General features: G+C 59.2%; 17 protein-coding genes. 14 read left to right on the top strand and 3 right to left on the bottom strand.

Annotated elements, in window-relative coordinates:
- Window positions 1–71 precede the first annotated feature (71 nt).
- From OKW28_RS04340 to tssK, 3 genes are read right to left on the bottom strand one after another with little or no spacing between them, the layout of a single operon-like run.
- On the bottom strand, window positions 72–1,820 hold the full coding sequence (locus tag OKW28_RS04340) for an OmpA family protein (RefSeq protein WP_429443936.1): 1,749 nt from the start codon (window positions 1,818–1,820) through the stop codon (window positions 72–74).
- Between the two features lie 14 nt (window positions 1,821–1,834).
- Window positions 1,835–2,557 carry a DotU family type IV/VI secretion system protein gene (locus OKW28_RS04335; protein ID WP_429443935.1) on the bottom strand — a complete coding sequence of 241 codons (723 nt, stop codon included), beginning with the start codon at window positions 2,555–2,557 and terminating at the stop codon, window positions 1,835–1,837.
- Complete coding sequence (gene tssK / locus OKW28_RS04330; protein WP_429443934.1) at window positions 2,554–3,906, bottom strand: type VI secretion system baseplate subunit TssK; 1,353 nt, start codon at window positions 3,904–3,906, stop codon at window positions 2,554–2,556. Before tssK ends, OKW28_RS04335 begins: the two co-directional genes overlap by 4 nt.
- Before the next feature lie 606 nt (window positions 3,907–4,512).
- Here tssK and tssB point away from each other — a divergent pair.
- The 14 genes from tssB (at window position 4,513) to tssA (ending at window position 24,883) form a co-directional block, all read left to right on the top strand.
- Window positions 4,513–5,025 (top strand): type VI secretion system contractile sheath small subunit, encoded by a 513-nt coding sequence (tssB, locus tag OKW28_RS04325; RefSeq protein WP_184010923.1) that lies wholly within the window; start codon window positions 4,513–4,515, stop codon window positions 5,023–5,025.
- Window positions 5,026–5,098: 73 nt separating this feature from the next.
- Window positions 5,099–6,655 carry a type VI secretion system contractile sheath large subunit gene (gene tssC / locus OKW28_RS04320; protein ID WP_429443933.1) on the top strand — a complete coding sequence of 519 codons (1,557 nt, stop codon included), beginning with the start codon at window positions 5,099–5,101 and terminating at the stop codon, window positions 6,653–6,655.
- A gap of 98 nt (window positions 6,656–6,753) precedes the next feature.
- The gene (locus OKW28_RS04315; protein WP_429443932.1) at window positions 6,754–9,090 is read left to right on the top strand and encodes a type VI secretion system Vgr family protein; all 2,337 of its coding nucleotides are present in this window, start codon (window positions 6,754–6,756) and stop codon (window positions 9,088–9,090) included.
- A gap of 50 nt (window positions 9,091–9,140) precedes the next feature.
- Window positions 9,141–11,624 (top strand): glycoside hydrolase family 19 protein, encoded by a 2,484-nt coding sequence (locus tag OKW28_RS04310; protein ID WP_429443931.1) that lies wholly within the window; start codon window positions 9,141–9,143, stop codon window positions 11,622–11,624.
- Window positions 11,621–12,121, top strand: coding sequence for a hypothetical protein (locus tag OKW28_RS04305; protein WP_429443930.1), 501 nt, complete (start codon window positions 11,621–11,623; stop codon window positions 12,119–12,121). Before OKW28_RS04310 ends, OKW28_RS04305 begins: the two co-directional genes overlap by 4 nt.
- Before the next feature lie 702 nt (window positions 12,122–12,823).
- Window positions 12,824–13,120: a hypothetical protein gene (locus tag OKW28_RS04300; RefSeq protein ID WP_429443929.1), complete on the top strand. Its 297-nt coding sequence runs from the start codon at window positions 12,824–12,826 to the stop codon at window positions 13,118–13,120.
- Window positions 13,121–13,239: 119 nt separating this feature from the next.
- Window positions 13,240–13,653, top strand: a complete 414-nt coding sequence (locus tag OKW28_RS04295; protein WP_429443928.1) for a hypothetical protein — start codon at window positions 13,240–13,242, stop codon at window positions 13,651–13,653.
- Between the two features lie 219 nt (window positions 13,654–13,872).
- Window positions 13,873–16,593, top strand: a complete 2,721-nt coding sequence (locus OKW28_RS04290) for a glycoside hydrolase family 19 protein (protein WP_429443927.1) — start codon at window positions 13,873–13,875, stop codon at window positions 16,591–16,593.
- An 11-nt stretch (window positions 16,594–16,604) separates the two neighbouring features.
- Window positions 16,605–17,576, top strand: a complete 972-nt coding sequence (locus tag OKW28_RS04285) for a hypothetical protein (RefSeq protein ID WP_429443926.1) — start codon at window positions 16,605–16,607, stop codon at window positions 17,574–17,576.
- Window positions 17,577–17,605: 29 nt separating this feature from the next.
- Window positions 17,606–18,091 (top strand): hypothetical protein, encoded by a 486-nt coding sequence (locus OKW28_RS04280; RefSeq protein WP_429443925.1) that lies wholly within the window; start codon window positions 17,606–17,608, stop codon window positions 18,089–18,091.
- An 84-nt stretch (window positions 18,092–18,175) separates the two neighbouring features.
- Window positions 18,176–18,442: a PAAR domain-containing protein gene (locus tag OKW28_RS04275; RefSeq protein ID WP_429443924.1), complete on the top strand. Its 267-nt coding sequence runs from the start codon at window positions 18,176–18,178 to the stop codon at window positions 18,440–18,442.
- A complete protein-coding gene (locus OKW28_RS04270) occupies window positions 18,411–19,688 on the top strand; it encodes a hypothetical protein (RefSeq protein WP_429443923.1) in 1,278 nt (425 codons plus the stop codon). Before OKW28_RS04275 ends, OKW28_RS04270 begins: the two co-directional genes overlap by 32 nt.
- Entirely contained in the window at window positions 19,685–23,296 is a 3,612-nt protein-coding gene (locus OKW28_RS04265) for an ImcF-related family protein (protein ID WP_429443922.1), read from the top strand. Before OKW28_RS04270 ends, OKW28_RS04265 begins: the two co-directional genes overlap by 4 nt.
- Window positions 23,297–24,883, top strand: a complete 1,587-nt coding sequence (gene tssA / locus OKW28_RS04260; RefSeq protein WP_429443921.1) for a type VI secretion system protein TssA — start codon at window positions 23,297–23,299, stop codon at window positions 24,881–24,883.
- Window positions 24,884–24,890: the final 7 nt, after the last annotated feature.

Raw genomic sequence — 24,890 nt, 5'->3', positions numbered from 1 at the left:
CCGGAGCAGCCCCCGAGCGTCTGGATCCCGAAGCGCGATGCTTCGGGGGCGAAACACTGCGATTTTTTCGCCTATTGGTTTGAAGGAGCGTCCGGCACGAGCGTGATTTCGACGCGCCGGTTCTTCGCGCGCCCGTCGTCGGTAGCGTTGCTCGCGATCGGCCGCGTCTCGCCATAGCCCTGAATCGCAAACTGCGTCGCCGCGAGGCCCGACACGTCAATCAGCCAGTCGCGCACGGCTTGCGCGCGAGCCGTGGACAACTTCAGATTGCTCTGCGGATTGCCGACGTTATCGGTGTGCCCGGCGACCAGAATCCGCTTGTCTGGATTCGTCTTGATCATTTCGAGTGCACCGACCATCGCGCGCGTCGAGCCGGGCTTCAGCTGAGCGCGGCCGCTGTCGAATAGCGACATGCTGTCGAGCGTGACGACCGAGGGCGGCGGAGCAGGCGGCACGTACGACGCGATCGCGGTGTCCAGCGCCGGCAGCAGTTGCGCACCGCGATACATGCCGAGCGACAGTCGCAGCGGCACTCCGATGCGCGCGTAACGGTCGAGCTGATCGCGATCGGCGACGAGCGCTTGCAGCGCGTCGCGCTTGGCGTTGTCGTGCTCGGCCGGAATCATCGAATAGCGGCCGAGGTCGGTGCCGATGCGATCGAGCAGCGCTTCGTTGTTTCTCGCGGCGGACCACGACGCGACGGCGGCCGCGCAAGCGAGCAGCGCGAGCGCATGCGCGCAGGCAGTGCGGCGCGGCGACATCCAGTAGCGCCGCGGTGTTGCTTCGATCAGCGGTTGGGGTAGCGGCCACGGCAGCGGTGATGCGCCGACGGCGGCGCGGCTCACACAGGTTTGCATCTGCACGTCGCGTTCCCACGAATCGGCCGAACCGGTTGCTGAACCGCTTGCCGGACCGCAATCGATCCAACCCGCGCCGAACAACGCCCACGGCGCGGCGGGCTGCTGCGGGTCGGTCAACGTGCCGATCACGACCCGCTGCGTCCAGCCGACGAGCGACGCGAGCGCCGCCGCGCGCGCGGCACCCGTAGTAGGCGCGGTAGCTGTGGTACTGCCCGCGTCACCAGGCACGCGCTGAGGCTCGGCTTCGGCCGCGCGGACCACGAGTTCGAAACGCTCGGCATCGACGATTCGCGTCGCCGACGACACCCCGTACCACGCAGGCACCGACAGACCAGGCGGGCACGTCGTCATCCGCTGATAGACCGCGACATAGCCCGTTAGCCGCGTGCCGAGCGTGCGAGCGGCATCGGCGACGCAATCGCGCACGACGCGCAGCTTCTGCGTGAGCATGTCGGCCCCGACATGCAGCGCGGGCGCCACCGACAGGACGACGCCATCGGGCGTACGTCCGTCGCGCCACTGTCTGAGCGCGACCGCGAGTCGCGGCAACTCCTGCGGATGATCGACTCGCAACCAGATCGCGCCGTCGCCGACATGCGCGAAGCGCTCCTCGTCGTTGCGATCGAAGAGCGCCGGCAGACCGTCGCCGGTGACGAGCACGAGCGGCATGCGGGTGCGCAGCCTCGGCGTAATCCCGGCGGTCGAGGCGCCGAGCGCGGCCAAGATCTGCGCGCTCTGTTCGCCCGCGCGGGACAGCCAGAGCGTGCGCCATCCGACGAGTACGCCCACGAGCATGCCGACGACCGCCGTCAGCGCCCATGCGATGGCGCGTCCGCCCGGCAGCACGAACCAGATCGCCGCGAGCGCCAGCACGGCCGCGAACACGAGCATCGTGCGCAACGGGTAACCGAGTCCTTCGTACGCGCGGTCGGGCGTGCGCGTCGGCGTTGCGGACAGCATACGCAGATCGGACTTCACGGCTGCGTGAGCTTCGCGTGCACGAGTCGGGCTAGCTGGGTATCGAGCGCGGTCGACCAGACCAGCCAGACGATGGCGGCGACCACGCATGCGAGCCCTGCAATCGCCCACGGCGAGAGCCGGTAGAACCAGTCCGACAAGCGGCGGCCGGGGCGATCGGCGATGAAGGTGCGTGTGGGCGCTGGGCGAAGTTTTTCCAGCTGCGCATGCAGCGCTGTCGTCAACGCCGTGCGTTTCGCTTCGCCATCGCGCGCGAAACGGCCGATGAAGCCGAGGCTCAGAATCGCCGCGTAGCATTCGAGCAGCTCGATCTGCGGCGACGCTTCACGCATGCGCGCTTCGAGCCGTTCGAACACGCGCTCGCCCGCGTCGTGCAGGTTGAACAACTCGACTTGCAGCGGTTTCAGTTCCCACCCCGCGCGGCTTTCGGGCGGCAGATAGCGCAGCGCGACTTCGTCGAGCAGCCCGCATTGCGCGAGTAGCGCTTCGCGCCGTACGTCGTCGGGATAGCCGCGCCGCTCGAGTGCATTCGAGAAGTTGGCAATCAGCGAAGCGCAACGATTGCGGAAGTCGATTGCGTGACCCGCGTGGCCGCCGGGCGTAAGCGTCGTGACGAGCAGCGCGGTGTCGCGCAGCAGGTCGCGAATGCCTTCGCGCGTCGCACCCGGCGCGCTGTCGAGCAGCGCCGCTTCGTTGGGGCTTCGGGGCAGGGCGTTCATGAGCGCAGTACCGCGTAAAGTTCGAGCGATGCGTCGGGCACCGACGCCGGCAGATAGATCTGGCAGGCGCGCGCGGCGAGCATCTTCGCATGCGCGGCGTTCGCTGGATCGAGCGCGAAGTACTGGTTGTCGAGGCGCACCGGAATCGCGGCCGGCACGCGCGCTACCGCCTTGAGCGGGATGCCGAGCAGCGCCGAATTGATGATGTGCTCGACGTCGTCGGGCGCGCCGATCTTGCACAGGCGCGGGAACTGCTCTGCGAGCTCGAACGCCGGCATCGGCGCGTTGACCGACAGATACCAGTCGGCCGCGCTTTCGACGATGCGCTCGTCGAGGAACTGACCCGCCCACGTGGTCGCGCTCTTGCGCGTGAGGCCGATCGACACGACGCGCGACGGAATGATCGCGTCGAGCAGTTCGCGGATCGTGGCCTCGAGCTTCGCAAATACCTCGTCGGCGCGCGCGTGGTCGTAGGCGGGAATGTCGGTGAGTTGCACGCGCGTCGAGAACGTGATCAACGCGCTGACCAGTTGCGCGAGCGTCGTGTAGAGCTGCTCCGGCGAGCGGCGCGGATGGGCCGCGTAGAGCCGCAACTGCGGCCACGCCGCGTGAATGCAGTGCAAAAGCCAGAACAGCTGCACGTCGGCGACGCCATATTCGGCGACCTGTTCGAGCCGTTCGCTACGACGCGCGCCGAGCGCAACGCTCTTCGCCTGCAGGATATCGGCGAGGCGATTGATGCGCTCGACATGCAGTGGGTGGCTGCCGAGCGTCAGGCACGGCGGCACGAAACGGTGATCGACCTGGAACTGGCCGCTCGTGCTGCGCGTGAGCCGCGCGATGGCGCAGACCGTGTCGTCGGCATGCGATTCGAAATCGAACAGCAGACGCAGCGCGTGACGCTCGGACGCGATCTCGGTTTCGCTGCCGCCGTTCAGATCCACGACCTTGACGAATTCGCGATACGTGCGGCGTGGACGCGCAAGCGACGTTTCATCGAACCGGCAGTTGTCGCCGTTCGCATCGGGCAAGGCGAGCGCCGCGAACACGACGACGCTGTGCAGATCGGCGGGCACGCCTTGCGCCAGATCGCGCGCGGCGGGCAGAGCGTCGGTCAGCGTCGTGTCGACCGGCGTGCCGTCTGAAAAGCGCAGCTTGAGCCGTGCGAGCTTCAGACGGGCCGTTGCCAACGCCTCTTCGTCGATCTCGACGCCGAGCGTGCCCCACGGTTGCGCGAGCGCGGACGTGGCGAGCTGTTGCAGCGCGAAGCCGGCCCATCGTTCTTGCTGCTGAAAGTGCTGCTGCGTGAGGATGAGGCCCTCATGCCAGAGCGGTTTGTCGATCCGCATAGGTATTTTGGTCTGATGCTTGTTGCTGATTTAATCTGGATTGTCCGAGATTTCGGATTCTATATGTCGTATTCGCTGTTCGTATAGCCATATTTCGGCTGGCTTTTAAAATATGACAAAAATTAACTAATTCAAATTCGAGATGCAGGCTGGATTTATATTGGGAAGGCGAAATTTAATTTGAGATTGTGTCAAATAAATGCGTGATGAATTAACGAGCCATGACAAATGGTAAATCGTGTTGATTCCTCGTTTGCGGTTCTGCGGCGTGGTTGGCGGTGCGTGATCAACCTGTATGCGCCCTGTGGTCGGCGCAGCGACAAGAATCTGCAAAGACAGCGTTTAGTAACTATTGTTCACATTGTTGGATATTGAGCCGCAAACAATAAGCTTTTGACGTCACACGGAAAATCCCGTTTTAACACGCCTGCATTTAAATAAAGTGCACGAACCTGGGCCATGCAATGAGGTATCGTCGTCGCAATTCATTTTGCGAGTCGCGCATATCTCTTTAAGCACGCTCGCGGGCATGCGCGAATGGAGCCACCGCATCGCCGTGGGCGAGATCTGCGGGTTGTGTCGAATCTGATTACATGAGGAGTTTGAATGGACAGCTTTCAGCGCGAAATTCCGAAGAGCCGCGTCTCGATCACATTGGACCTTCACACGGGCGGCGCCCAGAAGAAGGTCGAGCTGCCTCTCAAGCTGCTGGTCGCCGGCGATTTCAGTGCGGGCCGCGAGCAGGCGGCACTGGCGGAGCGCAAGAAGGTCAACATCGACAAAAACAATTTCGACGCGGTGCTCGCCGACTACGCGCCCGACCTGAAGATCGCGGCCGAGAACACGCTCGCCGACGACGGTTCGGAGCTACCGGTCAAGCTCGCGTTTCGCTCGATGAAAGACTTCGAGCCCGAGCAGGTGGCGCGTCAGATTCCCGAGTTGCAGGCGCTATTGGCGATGCGCAATCTGCTGCGCGATCTGAAGTCCAATCTGCTCGACAACAGTACGTTCCGTCGCGAGTTCGAAAAGGTCCTGAAGGACCGGCGCCTTTCGGACAAACTGCGCGGCGAACTCGCGCAGATCGCGACGGCTGCGACCCAGCCGGAAGGCCATGCCTGAGCGGGAACGGGCGAAGCAAGCCGTCACCGCCTTGCGCAACCACATTGCTGCAAAAACGCAGACAGGAAGACAAATGGAACAGAACGAATCCCGTCAGGGCGCGACCGAGACCGTTGTGCTCGATGCCGCGCAGGACATGTCCTTCGCCGGCGACAGCGTCTATGCGTCGCTGTGCGACAAGATCAACCTGAAGCCCGTATCCGAGGCGCGCCCGCTCGAGGCCTTCCGCGATAACGACATGCTGTCCGAGGCGTCGGCCGACGAGCGCATCGCGCGTGGTATCGGCGCGTTTCTCGAGCTGGTCGCGCAATCGAGCCAGCCGGTCGAGCGTCTCGACAAGTCGCTGCTCGATTTTCATATCGGCCAGCTCGATCGACAGATCAGCCGCCAGCTCGACGCCGTGCTGCATACGCCCGAGTTTCAGGCGCTCGAGGGCCGCTGGCGTGGCCTGAAGATGGTGGTGTCGCGCACGGATTTTCGCAAGAACGCGCGCATCGAAGTGCTGGACGTGTCGAAGGATGCGCTGCAACGCGACTTCGAAGACACGCCGGAGCTGATCCAGAGCGGCCTGTATCGCCTCACGTATATCGAGGAGTACGACACGCCGGGCGGCCAGCCGATCAGCGCGTTGATCAGCGACTTCGAGTTCGCCAATTCGCCGCAGGACGTGGCACTGCTGCGCAACATCTCGAAGGTCGCGGCGGCTGCGCATATGCCGTTCATCGGCTCGGTCGGCGCGGCATTCTTCGGCAAGAAGTCGATGGAGGAAGTCGCGGCGATCCAGGATATCGGCAACTACTTCGATCGCGCCGAGTACATCAAGTGGAAGAGCTTCCGCGATACGGACGACGCGCGTTACGTCGGTCTGACGATGCCGCGCGTGATCGGCCGCCTGCCGTATGGCAAGGACACGACGCCGGTGCGCGCGTTCAATTACGAGGAAGCGGTGAAGGGCCCGGACCATGACCGGTACCTGTGGGTCAACGCGTCGTTCGCGTTCGCGGCCAACATGACGCGCAGCTTCGTGAACAACGGCTGGTGCGTGCAGATCCGCGGACCGCAGGCGGGTGGCAAGGTGGAAGACCTGCCGGTGCACCTGTACGACCTTGGCACCGGCGTGCAACCGAAGATCCCGACCGAAGTGCTGATTCCGGAAACGCGCGAATTCGAGTTCGCGAATCTCGGCTTCATTCCGCTGTCGTTCTACAAGAACCACGACTTCGCGTGCTTCTTCTCGGCGAATTCTGCACAGAAGCCGGCACTGTACGAGACCAAGGAAGCGACGGCCAATAGCCGTATCAACGCGCGGCTGCCGTACATCTTCCTGCTGTCGCGTATCGCGCACTACCTGAAGCTGATTCAGCGCGAAAACATTGGGACGACCAAGGATCGACGTCTGCTGGAGATCGAGCTCAACAACTGGATCAAGGGTCTCGTGACCGAGATGAAAGATCCGGGCGACGAGTTGCAGGCATCGCACCCGCTGCGTGAAGCGAAGGTGACCGTCGAAGACATCGAGGACAATCCGGGCTTCTTCCGCATCAAGCTTTTCATCATTCCGCACTTCCAGGTCGAGGGGATGGACATCGGGCTGTCGCTGGTGTCGCAAATGCCGAAGGCGAAGAGCTGATCAGGCGTTTTCTGATTGAGTCTTCGCACGAGCGGCCGAGGCAACGTTAGCAGTTGCCTCGGCAGCGCTGTGATATTGGCGTAGTGGAGAGGAATTCAATGTTGATGGCATTGCCGTTGCAGGCTTATGAATTGAAGCTGGCGCCGCACCCGGCGCCGTTCTCGATCCTGAAGTTCACGGGCGTCGATCGCATCAGTGAGCTGTATGGCTATGAGATCGAATTCACAAGCCCGGTAGCGGGAATTCCGATGGATCAGGTGCTCGGGCGCCCGGGGCGGTTCACGATCGAGCCGGGCGATCCGGATATCGACTATCTGCGCAAGATGTTTGGCGAGAACGCCGAGAAGTTCAGCACGAGACCGCCCGCGCATACGATTCACGGCATCGTGACGAAGTTCGACGAGTTCGAGACATCGGCCGATCAAACGCGCTACAGGGTCATGCTGGAGCCGGAACTCGCCGATTTCGATCGCGGCGTGACGAGCCGGCTGTTTCAGAAGCAATCGGTCGAGGAGATCATTACCGATACGTTGCGGCACTACGGATATCGTAGCGGAGTCGACTTCGTGTTCCAGTTGCGTGGGCAGTACAAGCGGCATGAGTACATCACGCAGTATCACGAGACGTCATTCAGGTTTATCCAGAGGCTCTGCGCGCAGGAGGGAATGTGGTTCCGGTGGGAGCAGAAGAAGGATCGCGCGATGATCGTGTTCGGCGACGATCTCGATGCGTACGCGCGTAAGCAGCGTAGGGTGCCGTACCGGCGTAATGCAGGAATGGAGGGTGCCGGATCGGAGGCGATCACGGCGCTCGAGAAAAGGACGCTGCGCGTTCCCGAGTCCGTGCGCCTGCACGACTATAACCATCGCCAGGCGGGAATTTCGTTGCTCGTGGAGGAGAACACCGCGCGCGACAACAGCACCACGAACGCGGTCGATTACCGCTGGGGCGAGCATTACGAAGCGCCCGACGAAGGTCTGCGTATTGCCCGGTTGCGGCATGAGGCGCATCTGGCCAGTCAGATTGCGTTTGTCGGCACGGGCAATCCGTTCTGGCTCGAGGCGGGCGAGGTCATGTCGATCGATCCGAATCCGGCCGATGCGAAGCACGGGATTTTCGTGACTTCAGTGAAGTCGCAGGGCGCGCGGGATCAGGCGTATCAGGTGACGTTCGAGGGGATACCGTCGGATCGTGTGTGGCGGACTTCGATGGAGTCGGTTCGGCGCCCTACCATCGATGGAATCTTGCCCGCGCGGGTCACGTCGCCGGGGAATTATAAGTACGCATATCTGACCGAGCAGGGCTGGTATGTGATCGTGCTGCCGTTCGATCTCGATAAGTGGAGTCCGGGCGGGACGAGCCGGCCGGTGCGGTTTGCGAAGCCGTATAGCGGGGATGATTATGGTCATCACTTTCCGCTGATCGACGGGGCGGAAGTGGCGATCGTGTTCACGGCCGGGGACCCGGATCGGCCTGTGATCATCGGGGCGATGCATGACAGCTTGCACCCGGATCTCGTTAATAACCTTAACAACACGCGCAATATCGTTCGCACCGCCGCTCGGAATGAGATGCGGATGGAGGATAAGGAAGGGGGTGAGCATGTCCATATCGCCACGCCGTTTCAGAGCAGTGAGCTCAATCTGGGGCATATGGTTGATGGGGAGAGGAAGGAGCGGGGGCGGGGGGCCGAGCTAAGGACGGATGGGTATCTGTCAGCCCGGGCGGCCAAAGGATTGTTGCTTAGTGCCGAGGCGCAGCCTGGTGCTGTGGGCGAGCAACTCGCGATGCCTAACGCCGACACAACACTTCAGCAAGCCGAGGAAATCCTGCGCTCGCTCAACGGTTCTGCGAGTGCCGCGCAGGCGTTGCTGGCCGAAGTCGATCAGCAACGTGTGCTCGTCGAGCAAAAGCTCGCGAAACTCCGGAATCCGGTGATCGTGGCGAGCGCACCTGAAGGCATTGGTGTCGCTAGTGGCGCGCACATGCAGTTGGCCGCGGGTAAGCAGATGTTCGTTACTGCTGGCGAAGGAATCGACATCGGCGTGCTCAAGCGGATCACGGCAGCGGCCGGCGAGGCAATTTCACTGTTTGCCGCGAAACTCGGAATCCGGATTTTCGCAGCCAAGGGCAAGGTGCAGGTTCAGGCCCAAGGGGACGCTCTGGAATTGATGGCGCTTACCAACGTCGCGGTTAGTTCGTCGACAGGCGAAGTAGTCATTACTGGGTCGAAAGGGATCACGCTGGGCGATGGAGCAGGTGCGTACGTAAAAATCGCAAACGGCAAGATCGTGATTGCGAGCTCAAGTGAGATACAGGTCAAGGGTGGGCTGGATGTCGATGGTCCGGCGAAGAGCAATTTTACGTTTCCAGGCTGGCCGGGTGCTCCCCTTAAAGATGTCAAGGGGAACGCGAACTTCGGCTTTTCAGAATAAGCATAGTCATGGCAACTACAACTCCTCCGTCAAATCCACCCATCACGCCCGTGAAGCTGCTTCAGTTTGCGTTTCCGTTCCGCAGGAAGGGCACCGGTGGGGCGCCGGCAGATTTCATTGACGAGCATGAATTCCACAAACTGTTGGGGCAGGAGCCATCGGGCGCCTATTCGGTCAGCGGCAAAGGCATGTGGCACGGCGGAATACACGTGACCGAGGCGGGCGCCGGCGCGTCACTGGATCTGAAAGGCGGAGTGCGCTGTATTGCGGACGGCGAAGTGGTGGCGTGGCGCCTCGATAGTACATACCCGGTAAGCGAGATTCCCGCGCAGAATGGCCAGCCTGCAATCAGTGCGCCATACAGCACAGGTTTTGCGCTGGTGCGTCATTCAATGGAGTTTCCCAAAGACAGGAAACTGACTTTTTACAGCCTGTACGCACACCTGCAGGACTTCTCGGACTACGAGAATGACACGCATCTGGCGAGGCCGAAGTACTGGGCGACGCGATTCGAGGTGACCGCCTGTGCGCAGGACCGTCCTGCAGGCGGGTCGGGTGGCCAGCCGGCGCCCGCCGGGCAGCAGGGACTGCGGGTCCGGGTATCCAGGCCGCATGGCGCGGTACTCTGCATCCTCCCTCAGGGGGCTCAGGTCAGCGTTGGAAGACGCGAGGACGGCTGGGGGCAGATCAGGGATGCGAGCGGCGTGTCGCCCTATCCGGGAATCGCAGGCGGTGTCGCGCATCCCGCGACAGACGGATGGATCTTTCTTGGGAAAGAGCATGGTGGTCCAGTCGTCAGGGAAGTAATGCCTGACTCCTCGCTGGACCGGGTGATCGTGTTGTCGACGCCCTCCGAAGTCGTCCCGATCAGGGCGGGTGAACTGATTGGCCATCTTGGGCGCTACGACTCGTTGTCCCGGCAGACTTCCGGAAACCGGATGGTGCACATCGAGGTCTTCTGCGACGACAGCATCAAGTCGTTCATCGACGAGGGGCGCACCTGGATCAGGCAGAACGGTGCAAAGGTCAACGCATGGAAGCGGTTGGCCCTTCCCGGTGAGCCGACGATCCAGCGGATCGACAGTGGGACCACGTTGTACACGAGACACAATGAGGAAGGGGCGGAAGCCGGACAGACCGGTGTAATCGAGGTCTTTCCGCTCGCGGCGCTTGCCAGGGGAAGCACAGATCGTCAGTACATCGAGACAGAGACAGGCGGCGATGGCGACAAGTGGCGTTGGTGGAAGATCGACAGCGCGGATGTTCGCCACCAGCCGATCGATGGCTGGGTACGGGAAGAGAATTTTGCGGGCGGGAGGGTGACGCGGGAGTTCGCGCAGAAGTGGGTGGACTTCCAGACGCTGGACGACGAGCACGATCCGACGCACACGATGTTTGCAACGACGAAGGGGTTTGTCGACTATGCGACGGGCGCGGACGTGCCGGATGCGGGTTCGCTGGGCAAGCTCAGTGCGCTCATGTCATCGATTTACCAGGCGCTGAATCTGGGCGGTGACCCTGCACAGGCAGCCGACGGATTACGCAATGCGGCGAACGACCCGTGGACGGCACTGCGGATGTCGAGGCTGATCATCCAGCACGAGAGCGAGTGGGCGAATCCGGACAAGTGGAAGCAGCTGATCGCGGCGATCGAGCAGCGCACGGGGCCGAAGGCTGAGCACGTCGAGGAGCAGAAACGGATCGGGAAGCTGGTCTGGTGGGATGCTGTCAAGGCCGGGCTTGCGGACTTTCCCGGGTCGAATGTGTTTCATATTCATCCGGTTGGGTTGGTGGGGAATTTCTATCGTGGAGGTTTTCAATTTACCTTGGCAATGCTGTTACGGCTTTTTCCGAGCGCAAGCAGGGAAGCTCTCCAGGAAGTCGCCGACGAACTTAATGCTCATCTTGAGGCTTACAAGCTCGATACGCCATTTAGAAGGACCCATTTTTTTGCCCAGGTGATGCAGGAAACCGGTTCTTCTCTCACTCGCGAAGAGGGGTTTGTCTGGAAAGCTAGCGCGTTGATAGGAAATTTCTCCTACTTTCGTCATCGTCCCGCTGAAGCGAACGCGCATGGCTACCGTCAGTTAAAGCCAATCAAGGCAGACGGGACAACTATGAGTCAAGCCGATTTTGAAGCCATCGCTAACGGCGCCTATGGAGGTCGTGCCGAATTGGGAAATGGCGAACACGATAGCGGGGATGGTTGGCGATACAGAGGACGCGGACTCAAACAGCTTACGGGACGGGCAAACTACCGGTCATTCACCCGATGGCATGCCGCCCTGCAAAAAGAATGGCCGCAGGAAGTTATAGACTTCGAAGCAAATCCAGATCTTCTCGTACAGCCGAAATATGCGGCGCGATCGGCAGCATATTTCTGGGTTGACCGCAACCTTGCGGTTGAGGCTGATAAAGGGTCCGGCGCCGCACAGGTCAATGCCATCACCGCAATTATTAACCTTCATACTGATAGCTACGCGTCGCGCGTTAATAATTTCAATGCGATCTACACAAGAGGGACTTTCAATTGAAGGCGAACTGCTATCTGAATTTTCTTGCAAAAGAGATTTTTGTTTATGGGGTAACCTTGTTTAGCGCGAATGCGGGGGCTGGCGAGGTTACGCTTTGTTATCCTCATGAGGAAGTATATTTCAGCTGCCCAACAAATGGTAAAATAATGTCAGTGTGCGCTGCAGGGAACATATCACCTGATAATGGATATGTTCAATACCGGTTTGGAAAAATCGGGCATGTCGAAATTGAATTTCCGGAGAAGCCATATCCTCCGGAAAAGTGGTTTTCAATAAGTGATATCCAGAGTGGAAATTTGAGTTTCACGCACCTGAAATTTAGCTCGGGACGGTACCACTATGTTCTGTATCAAGGATTTCCGAGCGGAATCTATGTTAAAAAGGACGGGAAAATAATATCCAATCATATCTGCGATGTTGGAGTGTACCAACCGATCAGTCCTCGCGCATTCAGAGGAATCAAAACAGCCGAACCGATTGATGGAATAGATAATTAATGAGGAGGTACGTTCCGGCAACCTCTGTGTGAGTGTTCATTCTGAGTCTGGGTCCAATTTTCTGCTCCGTTGCATCCAGCGCAATCGAGCAGATGAGCTATCGCATTTCATTTCTTGATGATGGAGTGAGCATAGAGTTCGGTGCAGAACCATCGCCACGATGGAGACGGAGTACGGGCATATCTGAAAGGTATTACAGATTCAGGAGTGTTTTGGTCGATCTGTACAATGAAGCGGACCGAGTCCCCGGAAAATCAAGGGCGTATTTGTGAGAGAAAAAACCGAAGAGGATTTTTATCATAGCGTCGTGGCTGCTGACAGTCCATCCATCGGAACTCAAAGGACGCCTCAGCCTATGTGTGTAATCTCTAAAAGGTTGCTCTTAGCTCTATTGGCAACTTGGGCGTCTATGGGGTTCGGCCAAAATACCACTGAAACCGAGATTCTGGCAGGTGATTGTAGCGATGCAAACGAATGCGTAGTTTTTCTGAACAATCAGGGCCCAGCACAGGACAAGCTGTGTGAGTCATCTGATTTTTAGGCTACCTGGATTCAAGGAACCGAAAAATACTTGATTCAGTGCAGAAGCGGAGACTCCGCTGAAGACAACATCGTGTGGCTCGTCAATTCCAAGACGGCGTTTTTTGCCAGGTTGAATTACGGGCGGTTCATAAAAAGAAGCACGCTTGAAAAAAACCAAATATGGAAATTCCTGATAAATTCCGTTCGCGCAACTTATGCAATCCGACAGACATGTCAAAACTTAGGGCCAGTGACTTCATCCTTCTCGACAAAATGCCCACCGATGAAGGCGACAACCCGTATTGCTACGCTCCCACCTATTTGACGCTTAAAGGCGAAAAACTTATTGTCGATACTGGTGGCAGCCCGGCAAAGCCCCGGGATTCTGATCATGCTGTACACAGGGTTTCGACTCGCGACCAGCGCCGTTTGAATCACGTGCTGGATGTGCTGCGTCAATGGCGTCCGCAATCATAGAGGAAGAGGAGCGACGATAGCCAATGAGTAGATACGTTTCAGCAATATTTGTGCGAATGTTCGTTCTGAGATTGGGACTAACCTTTTTCTGGTCCGGTTTATCTAACGCAGCCGGACAGGTGAGTTACCGAATTCCGTTTTTTAGTGATGGAACACGCATCGAGTTTAGTTCGAAGCAGAGCGAGGATGGAGACGGAGTCAGGGCATATTTAACAGGTATCAGAGAAGCAGGTAGTATTTTTGTTGATCTGTATGAAGCAGAGGGTGGAGTCACCCCGGAAATCAAGAGCGTATTTGTGACTGGCAAAAATCCGAACAAGCTTTTTATCATAGTGGCATGGGCTGCCGATAATCCATCCATCGGAGCCGGCGGAAGTGTTTATCAGGTGTTTGTCTACGACGAACGGATCGAACAAGGCGAGCTATTGCCGAAGTTGAAACAGGATACAGGACTGACAAACCGCTTTGGCGTTGGCTTCGACGGTACGCGCGATAGACAACCCTTAACATACATAAGAACGCATCAGCGGTAGAACGTCAGCTAGTTGAATGGGATTACAAATGATCTCATTGCACCGACCTCGGACTTACGGCCATTGGGAATTCCCATCCGGTGTCGGCGCTGGGGCACACGTGAAATCTGATATCCGAGACGAGTCTGGCGGAAATTTCATGCTCCTAATCTCGGTTGACGTCCTGTTTATGGAAGCGAAAGGAAATATGAATTTTGGGTTTTCAGAATAAGCATGGTCATGGCAACTACGACTCCTCCGTCAAATCCGCCCATCACGCCCGTGAAGCTGCTTCAGTTTGCGTTTCCGTTCCGCAGGAAGGGCACCGGTGGGGCGCCGGCAGATTTCATTGACGAGCATGAATTCCACAAACTGTTGGGGCAGGAGCCATCGGGCGCCTATTCGGTCAGCGGCAAAGGCATGTGGCACGGCGGAATACACGTGACCGAGGCGGGCGCCGGCGCGTCACTGGATCTGAAAGGCGGAGTGCGCTGTATTGCGGACGGCGAAGTGGTGGCGTGGCGCCTCGATCGTACATACCCGGTAAGCGAGATTCCCGCGCAGAATGGCCAGCCTGCAATCAGTGCGCCGTACAGCACAGGTTTTGCGCTGGTGCGTCATTCAATGGAGTTTCCCAAAGACAGGAAACTGACTTTTTACAGCCTGTACGCGCACCTGCAGGACTTCGCGGACTACGAGAATGACACGCATCTGGCGAGGCCGAAGTACTGGGCGACGCGATTCGAGGTGACCACCTGTGCGCAGGACCGTCCTGCAGCCGGGTCGGGTGGCCAGCCGGCGCCCGCCGGGCAGCAGGGACTGCGGGTCCGGGTATCCAGGCCGCATGGCGCGGTACTCTGCATCCTCCCTCAGGGGGCTCAGGTCAGCGTTGGGAAACGCGAGGACGGCTGGGGGCAGGTCAGGGATGCGAGCGGCGTGTCGCCCTATCCGGGAACCGCAGGCGGTGTCGCGCACCGCGCGACAGACGGATGGATCTTTCTTGGCGCAGAGCACGATGGTCCAGTTGTCAGGGAAGTAATGCCTGACTCCTCGCTGGACCGGGTGATCGTGTTGTCGACGCCCTCCGAAGTCGTCCCGATCAGGGCGGGTGAACTGATTGGCCATCTTGGGCGCTACGACTCGTTGTCCCGGCAGACTTCCGGAAACCGGATGGTGCACATCGAGGTCTTCTGCGACGACAGCATCAAGTCGTTCATCGACGAGGGGCGCACCTGGATCAGGCAGAACGGTGCAAAGGTCAACGCATGGAAGCAGTTGGCCCTTCCCGGTGAGCCGACGATCCAGCGGATCGACAGTGGGACCACGTTGTACACGAGACACAATGAGGAAGGGGCGGAAGCCGGACAGACCGGTGTAATCGAGGTCTTTCCGCTTGCGGCGCTTGCCAGGGGAAGCACAGATCGTCAGTACATCGAGACAGAGACAGGCGGCGATGGCGACAGGTGGCGTTGGTGGAAGATTGACAGCGCGGATGTTCGCCACCAGCCGATCGATGGCTGGGTACGGGAAGAGAATTTTGCGGGCGGGAGGGTGACGCGGGAGTTCGCGCAGAAGTGGGTGGACTTCCAGACGCTGGACGACGAGCACGATCCGACGCACACGATGTTCGCAACGACGAACGGGTTTGTCGACTATGCGATGGGCGCGGACGTGCCGGATGCGGGTTCGCTGGGCAAGCTCAGTGCGCTCATGTCATCGATTTACCAGGCGCTGAATCTGGGCGGTGACCCTGCACAGGCAGCCGACGGATTACGCAATGCGGCGAACGACCCGTGGACGGCACTGCGGATGTCGAGGCTGATCATCCAGCACGAGAGCGAGTGGGCGAATCCGGACAAGTGGAAGCAGTTGATTGCGGCGATCGAGCAGCGCACGGGGCCGAAGCCTGAGCACGTCGAGGAGCAGAAACGGATCGGGAAGCTGGTCTGGTGGGATGCTGTCAAGGCCGGGCTTGCGGACTTTCCTGCATCGAATGTGTTTCATATTCATCCGGTTGGGTTGGTGGGGAATTTTCTCCGTGCGCAGACTCCTTGTGAGTGTGGATGTTGTCTGCAAAACGTCTTTAAGGTGACCCGTTACGGCCACGCACCGCACACGCACTATGGGCCAGTGTTCTGGGGTGAAGTCCGCTTAGAGAAATCGAAAGTGTTAGCGGAAATGCGGGCGAACGGCACGGTATCGGAAAGTGAATACCGGATTATTGTTGCGATGTCAGAAAATGAAGGGAAAATCGATGCCGTCCAATCTTACGACAGCGAAATCGTAACTGCGGGAGCGATGCAGAAAACCGTCAACTCTCAAGGAAGGGGCGAGCTAGCAATGCAGGTTGCGGAATTCAAAGTAACAAACGAAGCTGACTATCACGACTTGTTTGAGACGTGTGGTTGGACCGTCGAAGGGACAGGTGAGTCAGCAACAATGTTCTATATGCATGCTGAATTAACACAAGGGAAGAAACTCACCGGTTCGCCTTTAAAGGAGATAATCCGGCAGGGATGCTCAGTTGATAATTTTGGAAAAACAGTAAAAAACATACCTCTGGCTGTCATTGCACATGCGATCACTTTCAAATCCTTTGAAACTAAGCAGTTGATGGATTTCATTGACAGATTAAGAGAGATCGTTTTGCCGAAAATACCAAGAGGTTACCAATACACAATAGCGGATTATTTCCAATCCGATCTTGGCCGAGCAGCCGCGTTGGACCAGAGTGTCAACCGACCGGGGTATGTCGGTAGAGATTTGGGAAGATCTCTCGATGTTATTCGGGCGAGGCATCCTGGACTCTCTCGAAATCCAAGGGAATGGGGGGTGGATCGATCGCGGTACGAACGAGAAATTGCCGATCATTATGGAAATAATCGTGAAATGTCCAATGATAATAATGGTTCAAGTTCGAATAATCGGCGATATAGCAATTTATTGAGCAAACTCGGGTGATTGGAGCTGACATGCGCATTTACACTAAAGTGGCATTGCTCATAGGATTTTCGATGACCATTCTTTTTTCTGCAAAATCTGACGCCGATGAATCAAAAATAAATTTCCAGAGGGGCTCGTCGCTGGTCTTTTCCTTGCCGCTGAGCAAATCGGAAGAAAAGATTTTTGGCTCCGGCTGGAAAGAGGCGATCTTTTCGGATTTATATGGAAAGCAGGTAGCACTCTTTCATATGGGGAATTTTGCTTCTGCAGGCGGATTGATTTTTGACAAGGACTATTCTCCAGCAATCTCTCCTTCAGGAAAATACGCTGTTTTGAGTGTTTTGAGAACTGGAATTGTAGATCCAGGGCCCAGCGGGAACGCCGAAGTATCCAGCAGGCAATATTGTCCGGTATTGGATACAACGTCGGGATGCATTGTCAGCATGCAGACAGGAGAACTATGTGGAGGGGATTGGGCGGGCAATACTGATGAGTGGACGGTGACTGGCAATAAGTACGACTCCACCTCGGCGATGCTTAAATATGAATTTAATCATGTGAATGACTTGTGGCACCAATACATGCAATCCGTAGCAATAATCCCCTCTAGCAAGATCAAGGATTTCGTCGAAGATAATTTGGGAATCGCGAATATGATGACGTGCGAGCCTCCATCCGTCGAAAACCGAGATGCATATTTATTGATGGCTGGTCAGTTAAGAAAAGAAGGAGACTTTGCTGATGCGAATTTTGTCGAAAAAAGGCTGAGTTCTGATAGTGGGAAAAAATCCACTTATGTAGCGATTTCAGTTGATACGTCCCGACTTTATGAAAATCCCGATCCAGCAAGCAAGACAAAAATGTATCTGATCAAAGGTGATCTTGTCCGGGTGATTGGCGGTCGGTGGGCAGATTGGGTTCAAATTGAATACAAACAGTCGAACGGAAAATTGTTGACCAAATGGATCGCTTGTTTTGATATCGCACTTTGCAAAAAATAAACATGTTCTTTGAGTGCGTGCGGCATATCGTGAAAAATATTCAGATCGAATTTGGATTGGCAATTATTTATTTTTACTCGGCGGCTGCATATGCGGAAGGTATGTGCAATGATAATGAAATGATTGTGTTCAACTGCCAATCGAATCGATCGACTGCGTCTCTATGTAAAGAGATGGGTGGTGACGCGCTAACCTATCGCCACGGAAAAATGAATAGAATTGATCTTGAAGTGTCAGCCGTGGGCTTGCGGAAGAAAGAAAAGTTTTACTTTAGTAGTATTCCTTACTCGGGTGGTGGTGAGGCGCACATAAGATTTTTCAATGGTGGCTATACGTATTTTTTGTATGACAAGACAGTGCGAGTGGACGAGGGTCCGGAATTTTCTTCTGGAATAGTCGTATACCGTCATGGCAGGAAAATAAGTCAAGAAACTTGTAATAATGATGCGTCGATTCAACACGCTGCATATAGTGAAATTAAGAAAGAGGAATATATGGATATTGGATCGAAATAATCTCGGGCTCGTGTTTTGTCAACGCGAACACTTCGGAAATGGGATCTAAATTATCCATAATGATGATCGAATCTGATTAGGAAGATGAATCGAATGAAAAAACTAGCATACGAAGGTGACAGCACGAGCCACGGGGGCAAGATCCTAACCGGCTCGAATCGGATCAAGGTCAACGGGCGCCGCGCGGCACGGGTCGGAGACCTCGTATCCTGTCCGATTCACGGCGACAACGCAATCGTGGAAGGAAGTAGCAGTTTCAAGGATGCCGGCACGCCACTTTCACGTGATGGAGACAAGACCCAGTGCGGGAGTGTCCTCATTGCCCTATCTGATGGCGCGACGGTTAGATAAACGAATGCCGATCGACTTCGCTCGTGTTCCGCCGCGGGTAGCGGTGCCTCCGCCTCCGCAACTATCAAAACTGGTTTGGACTGCGCTTCTAGGCGTCCTACTGTGTTTTGGTGCACCACTAACGATTTTTCTATGGCCGCGAGGCGGACCAACCAATCCGATCTGGTTTTGGTTCTGCGCCATCGGTTATCCGATCCTGGCGTGGGCGTTTTTGCTGTGCTGCCGTCTCGGATATCTATATGCGCGACGCAGCGAAGCGATAGCGATGAATCGGGTTAGCGACCGTGAGACCGGAAAATGTCACGCCCATGCCAGCGTGCCGCTCGCGTTGATAGGTCATGCGTGGCGTTTTTCTGCCAATCGCCACGAGAACGATGTACAAGGCATCGTCGATGGCAGCCTGAAGCTGCAGCCTCGGGCGAGCAGGGCCACGTCGAATACCGATGTTGATGCACGCTGGATAGAAATCCCGAATCGGCACTTCAATGCTGGAAACGAACTCACGGAATATCGTCGCCAACGCGTGGTCTGCAACTGGCTTCTGGCCCAGTTGATTGACGATCTGACGCCGCAACTCGCAGCTCTTCCTGCGCGGATGACGCTTTACGTTGAAGCAGTTTCGCATTGCGCCCTTGAGAGCATCGAAGTGTCGGCGAGACTGAAGAATCTAGTCGCCGGGAAGGTCCCGTCGGCGCAAGTGTTCTTGAAGCCTCCAGCCGGATCCTCCTCGTTGTTTAGTACGGACGCATGGTTCGACAGCATGAGGCCAGAGGTGGCTCATCTGCTGGTCGCAGTCCAATTGCGCAACGCCGTCAGCGAACGTCTAGAGGATGGTGTTGCAGAGGCGGGCGTCGCGTTACTGCTGGGGCACCAAAATCCTGCCCAGACGAAGGCGAAAGTTCCTGCTGTGCTCGTGCATCGTCCCGCACGCGGTCTGGCCAATGCGGTAGGCGAAACGGTGGAAAACGCCACGCGTTGGGGAAAAGTAGAGCGGACGAACATTGGGGCGGTCTGGCGTCACGGAGTTTCGTCGGAAATGGAGGCCGCAATCAGGTCGTCGCCCGAATTCGATCGACAAAGTTCCAGGGTCGACCTGAGAACCACCGTTGGGAATTGCGGAGAGGCGGGCGGCTGGCTCGCCACCGCACTCGCGGCTGAATTCGCCGCGCGAACCGGGAAACCACAACTCGTCCTTACGCAAGAAAACCGCGACGTGATCGCGCTCGTGTGCAGAAAACAAGCATGAATGAACACAAGTCTGAACCGGTAGCTCTTTTCATTGGCATCGGAATTTTCATCCTTTTCGTCGCGCTGGGTCTGGCCGTCTGGATAGAAGGGCGGGCGCGCGGATGGACGTATGAGACACGAATAATTATTGAATTGTGCCTTCTCTCGGGCATGCTCATTGCGCTAATGCTAGTAAAGCATTTTGAAGCCGTTCTGCTGTGGATCGCCTCGATGCGCGCGACGCGGTGGTTAGCTCTCTACGATTCGAAAAAAAAGCAAGCGCAAGGTGCCAGCGAAGGCGTACTAGTAACGAATGTTGCGGCCCCGCAGAAGCATGTTGCACTGCGTAATGCGCTCCGCGACCTCCACGGCCGCCGCTGGCGCTACCTCGACCGCTGGGTCCTGATAGCAGGCGACCTCCCTCTAGTAAAACGCCTCGCCCCAACCCTCGCCGAAACCGGCTACGCCATCACCGGCAGCACCGTCCTGCTCTACGCGACACAAACCAGCACGACCCTCGACACGACCTGGCTCACCCAAATCCGCCGCCTGCGCCGCCGCCGCCCGATCGACGCGATCGTCGCGGTAACGCGCAACCGCAGTTCAGGCAACGCGCCATTCGACGCCGCCGCATTAACCCAACGCCTCGCCCGCCACGCCCGCGCGCTGCACTGGTCCGCGCCTGCCTATCTGCTGAATGTGACCGATTTCAGCACGGAACCAAAAGGCGAGGACGAAGCCATCGGCTTCACATGGTCGAACGCGCGCGTGCACGCCAACCACATCGACGACTCGCTGCAAAACCTCACCCGCAATCTCGCCGATGCCGGCGTGCTGCGTATAGCCGAGGACTCGAACGATCGCTATCCCGCGGAGCTGTCGCAACACATCGAAAGGCTGTCCAGCGCATTGTCGGGAGTGGTCGCGCAGACGGCGCATTCGCGCTACTGGCGTCAGGCCGTCCACGGCCTGCTGTTCGCACCGCTGTTCAAGGAGCGCGAACTCGCTCCGCCCGCAGCCACGAGCAAAGATACCAACACGGACAACGCGGACGAAAACGCGCGAGACGATCACTTCACCCCCCAACACCGAACGATCCCCCAAGGGGACTTCCTTCGGGGCGTCTGGCAAACCATCGCCGACCACAGCCGCAAGCTCCACGGCCGCCGCGTCGGCTTCTCGCTATCCACCGCCGCCGCATGGACGAGCACCGCGGCCATCGCGCTATGGATCACCGGCACGATCTTCTCCGGCTTCACGAACCGCGCAACGATCCACACCGCCGGCGACACCCTAACGAAACTCGCGGGCATCCAGGACCCAACCAGATCGATGCAAACGCTCGACGCCCTAGACAAGCAGATCGACACACTCGAATCGCACCAGCGCGAGGGCGCCCCGCGTCTCACACGCTTCGGTCTGAACCGCGACGCGGCACTGCTCGACGCGCTATGGCCAAGGTATGAAAACGCCGCCGGCGGCGTCCTCGTCGGCCCGATCCGCGAGAAGCTCGAAGCCCGTCTGCATCAACTCGCGTCACTGACCGACGCCGAAATAGCAAGCGGCGGCAGCGGCCAGGTACAAGCCGCGTACGACACGCTGAAGACCTATCTGATGCTCGCCAAGCCCGAGCGCGCGGTCGCCGCCTTCCTCGCCCCGCAGCTCGCCGCGACGTCCGCGCCCCCGCGTCCCGCCAACTCGCCGCTACCGGCCGGCACATGGGACGACCTGCGCCAGCACACAATCGACTTCTTCGCGCATCACCTCGGCCAGCACGTATCGACAAGCGGTTCATCGCTCGCGATCGTCCCCGACAGCGGACTGATTTCAGCAACGCGTCAAACGATCATCGGTGTGCGCGGCATTCAGAACTCGACCGATGCGGTCTATCAGCAGATCCTCGGCGACGCCAAAGCCAAGTACCCGCCGATATCGCTCGCGACGCTGCTCGGCGACACGTCGAGCCGCGGCCTCTTCAACTCGACAGCGACGGTCCCCGGCGTCTTCACACGCGCCGCATGGGATGAGCGCATCGCGAAAGCGATCGACGACGCGAGCGAGCAGAGCAACGTCGCGGGCGACTGGGTGCTGTCGGACGTGAAGAGCAAAACCGAGCCGCCGTCGTCGCTAAAGTCCGCGCTGCGTCAACGCTATTTCGACGACTACGCGCGCGCGTGGGCGCTGTTCCTGAATAGCCTGCGCTGGCAATCGGCCCCGACGCTGTCCGCGACCGCCGATCAACTGACGCTGCTCGGTGACCCGCAGCGCTCGCCGCTTCTGATGCTGATGAACGCGGTCGTCTATCAAGCGGGCACGGGCGCCAGCACGCAATCGCTGTCCGACACGCTGATCAGCAAGGCGCAGCAACTGGTCGGCGCCGACGAGAAAGATCCGTCGAAGCAAACCCAGCCGCAGCTTGGGCCGCTCGCGGTCGCGTTCGGGCCGATTCTGCGTTTGACCGGCAGCGATGTCGCGTCCAGCGCCGCGCCGGCGAACGCGAAGGCCGTGGCGCGACTTACGTCGACTGGCGACCTGAGTCTCGCGCGCTATCTCGAACGCGTGAGCGCGATGCGTCTAAGAATCCAGCAGATGGTGTCGAGTGCGGACACCGATGCGATGTCGCGTGTCGCCGCGCAAGCGGTGCTGCAAGGCAAGACCTCGGACATCGCCGACAGCCGCGACTACGCGAGCCGCGTTGCCGCGAGTCTGGGCGAGCAGTGGGCCGGGTTCGGCGAGCTGTTGCGGGCGCCGCTCGATCAAACCTGGCAGGTGCTCGTGCAGCCGGCCGCGGCGAGCCTCAACGAGATCTGGTGCACGGCGATCGTCGCGGACTGGAACGGCGCGTTCGGCGGCCGCTATCCGTTCGCGGATTCCGACAACGACGCGTCGTTGCCCGAGATGGCGCGCTTCATGCGGCCCGACAACGGCGTAATCGCGCAGTTCGTGATCACGCAGCTGGCGGGTGTGGTCGAGCGGCAGGGCGATCGCTGGGTCGCCGCGCAGGGCGCAACCCACGGCGCGTTGACGCTCGATCCCGCGTTCCTCGACGGACTAAACAGAATGACGCGCGCATCGACGGTGTTGTTCCCATCGGGCGACGCGCACGTGCGCTACGAGTTGCGCGCGGTGCCGACGCCTGGCGTCACCGACATGCGCTTCGTGCTGTCGGGCCGCGAACTGCATTACTTCAATCAGAAGGAGGAGTGGACGCCTTTCCTGTGGCCCGGCGACTCGCTCGAAAACCTGTCGCATATCGAATGGCAGACCGAGCACGGCGGCCTGCGTTCTGCGCTCGACGCCCAGGGCCGCTTCGGCCTGATCCGGCTGCTCGAACGCGCGCAGGTGTCGCAGCAGGACGGCGCGCGTTACCTGTTGTCGTGGCAGCCCGATCAGAGCGAGGGCATTGCGCTGCGCGTGCAGCTGCGCGGTGAGGCGGGCTCAGGGCCGCTCGAAGTGCTCGCGCTGCGTCATTTCAAGCTGCCCGCGCGCATCTTCGTGACTGGTGCGGCAAAAGGCACACCGAAGCTATCCGGGGCCAATCCGCCGCCGTTGCCGCCGGCGGCGCTTGCCGCGGCGAAACGTGCCGCAGTATCGCTGCCCAAAGGTTCGCTGCCGGAGGTCGAATAAATGCTGTCGAGTTTGTTGAAGACGCTGTTCCCGTCGCGTGATGACGCACAACGCGTGCGCGCGCGTGTCGATGCGTGGAGCGCATGGCTGCAACCGCTGCCGGGCGAACAGGGCTGCGGTCGCGACCCGGGCTATGAAGACCTGTTCTTCGAGTTGCGCGAGGAAACGCAGAAGCTCTCCGGTATCGACGATGGTCTGATCGTCCGCTCGTGCGAGCAGTTGCTGAAGGAGACTGGCAAGGATCTGCGTCTGGCCGGTTACTACGCGTTCGCACGTCTGCGCATGGACGGCCCCGTCGGCTTCGCGGATGGTCTCGAACTCGCGGCATCGCTTGTCGAGCGTTTCGGCGAGAACGTACTGCCTGCACGCGCCGAAGCGAAGAAGGGCGCGCTCGACATGCTCGCCACCGCGCGCATCATCGAGCTGCTCGATAGTCGCGGCGAGTTCGCGCCGGCGGATCTCGAACGCGCGATCGCCGCGCTCGATCTGCTCGTCACGGCCACGGCCGCGTGGGCCGACGCGGCGCGGCCGAATCTCAGCGCGCTCGTCGCGCGCTTCGAGCGCAACGACGCGTCGGTGCCCGGTAGTGAGTCCGATACGGCAACGTCATCCGCGTCGGCCGGCGCAGCCTTTAGCAGTAGTCCAAACGTATCGATCGCATCGACGCGTGATCTGCTCGATCAGACCCGCTCGATGGCGCTGTGGCTTCGCGATCAGGAGAGCGGCTATCTACCGTCGGTGCGGCTGGTGCGCACCGTTCGCTGGGACACGCTGCACGAAGTGCCGCCCGCCGATGCGGCGTCGCGCACGCGTCTGATGCCACCGCGTGGCGAGCTGCGTCAGCAGATGAAGCGGCTCGTGCTGCAAAAGCAGTGGCATGAGCTGCTCGAACGCGTGGAGGGTACGTTCATGGAGGGTGTCAATCATCTGTGGTTCGATCTGCAGTATTTCCAGCACGTCGCGCTCGATCACGTCGGCGCGCCCTATGGCGGATGGCGCGAACAGTTGCGCGCGGATTTCGCGCTGTTTCTCGAACGCTTGCCCGGCGTCGAACGTCTCGCGTTCAACGACGGCACGCCGTTCGCCGATGACGCGACGCTCGAATGGATCGCGCGTCACGCGGTCGTGCGCAATCTCGACGCGGGCGAAAGCATCGCGCTGCTGCCGGTATCGGCCGGCAACGACGACGATGCGACCGGTGACTGGCCCGAGATCGAAGCGCAGGCGCGCGACCTCGCGGGGCAGCACGGTATCGAGGCCGCCTTCGCATGGCTCGAAACGTTGCCGGGTCTGCGCACCGATCGTCATCGCTACCTGCAACGTCTGGTGATGGCGCGCCTCGCCGATCACGCAGGTCGCGCGGACACGGCGCTCGCGCTACTCGCCGAACTTGACGCGAGCGCGCGCTCGCTCCCGCTCACCCGCTGGGAGCCCGCGCTCGTCTTCGAGGTCAAGCAGCAACTGCTGCGCGCACTGAAGGCGCTGAGCAGTCGTAAGGATGCCGATAAATCCGCGCTGGCACGCCGCATCGGCGAACTGCAAGCGGAGCTGACCGTACTGGACCCGGCGCGGGCGCTGACCCTCTGATAAACAT

Source organism: Paraburkholderia sp. 40, assembly GCF_050434105.1.
Lineage (GTDB): Bacteria > Pseudomonadota > Gammaproteobacteria > Burkholderiales > Burkholderiaceae > Paraburkholderia > Paraburkholderia tuberum.
Note: the sequence above shows the minus strand (reverse complement) of the source record. Positions and strands in the feature narration are given on the sequence as shown.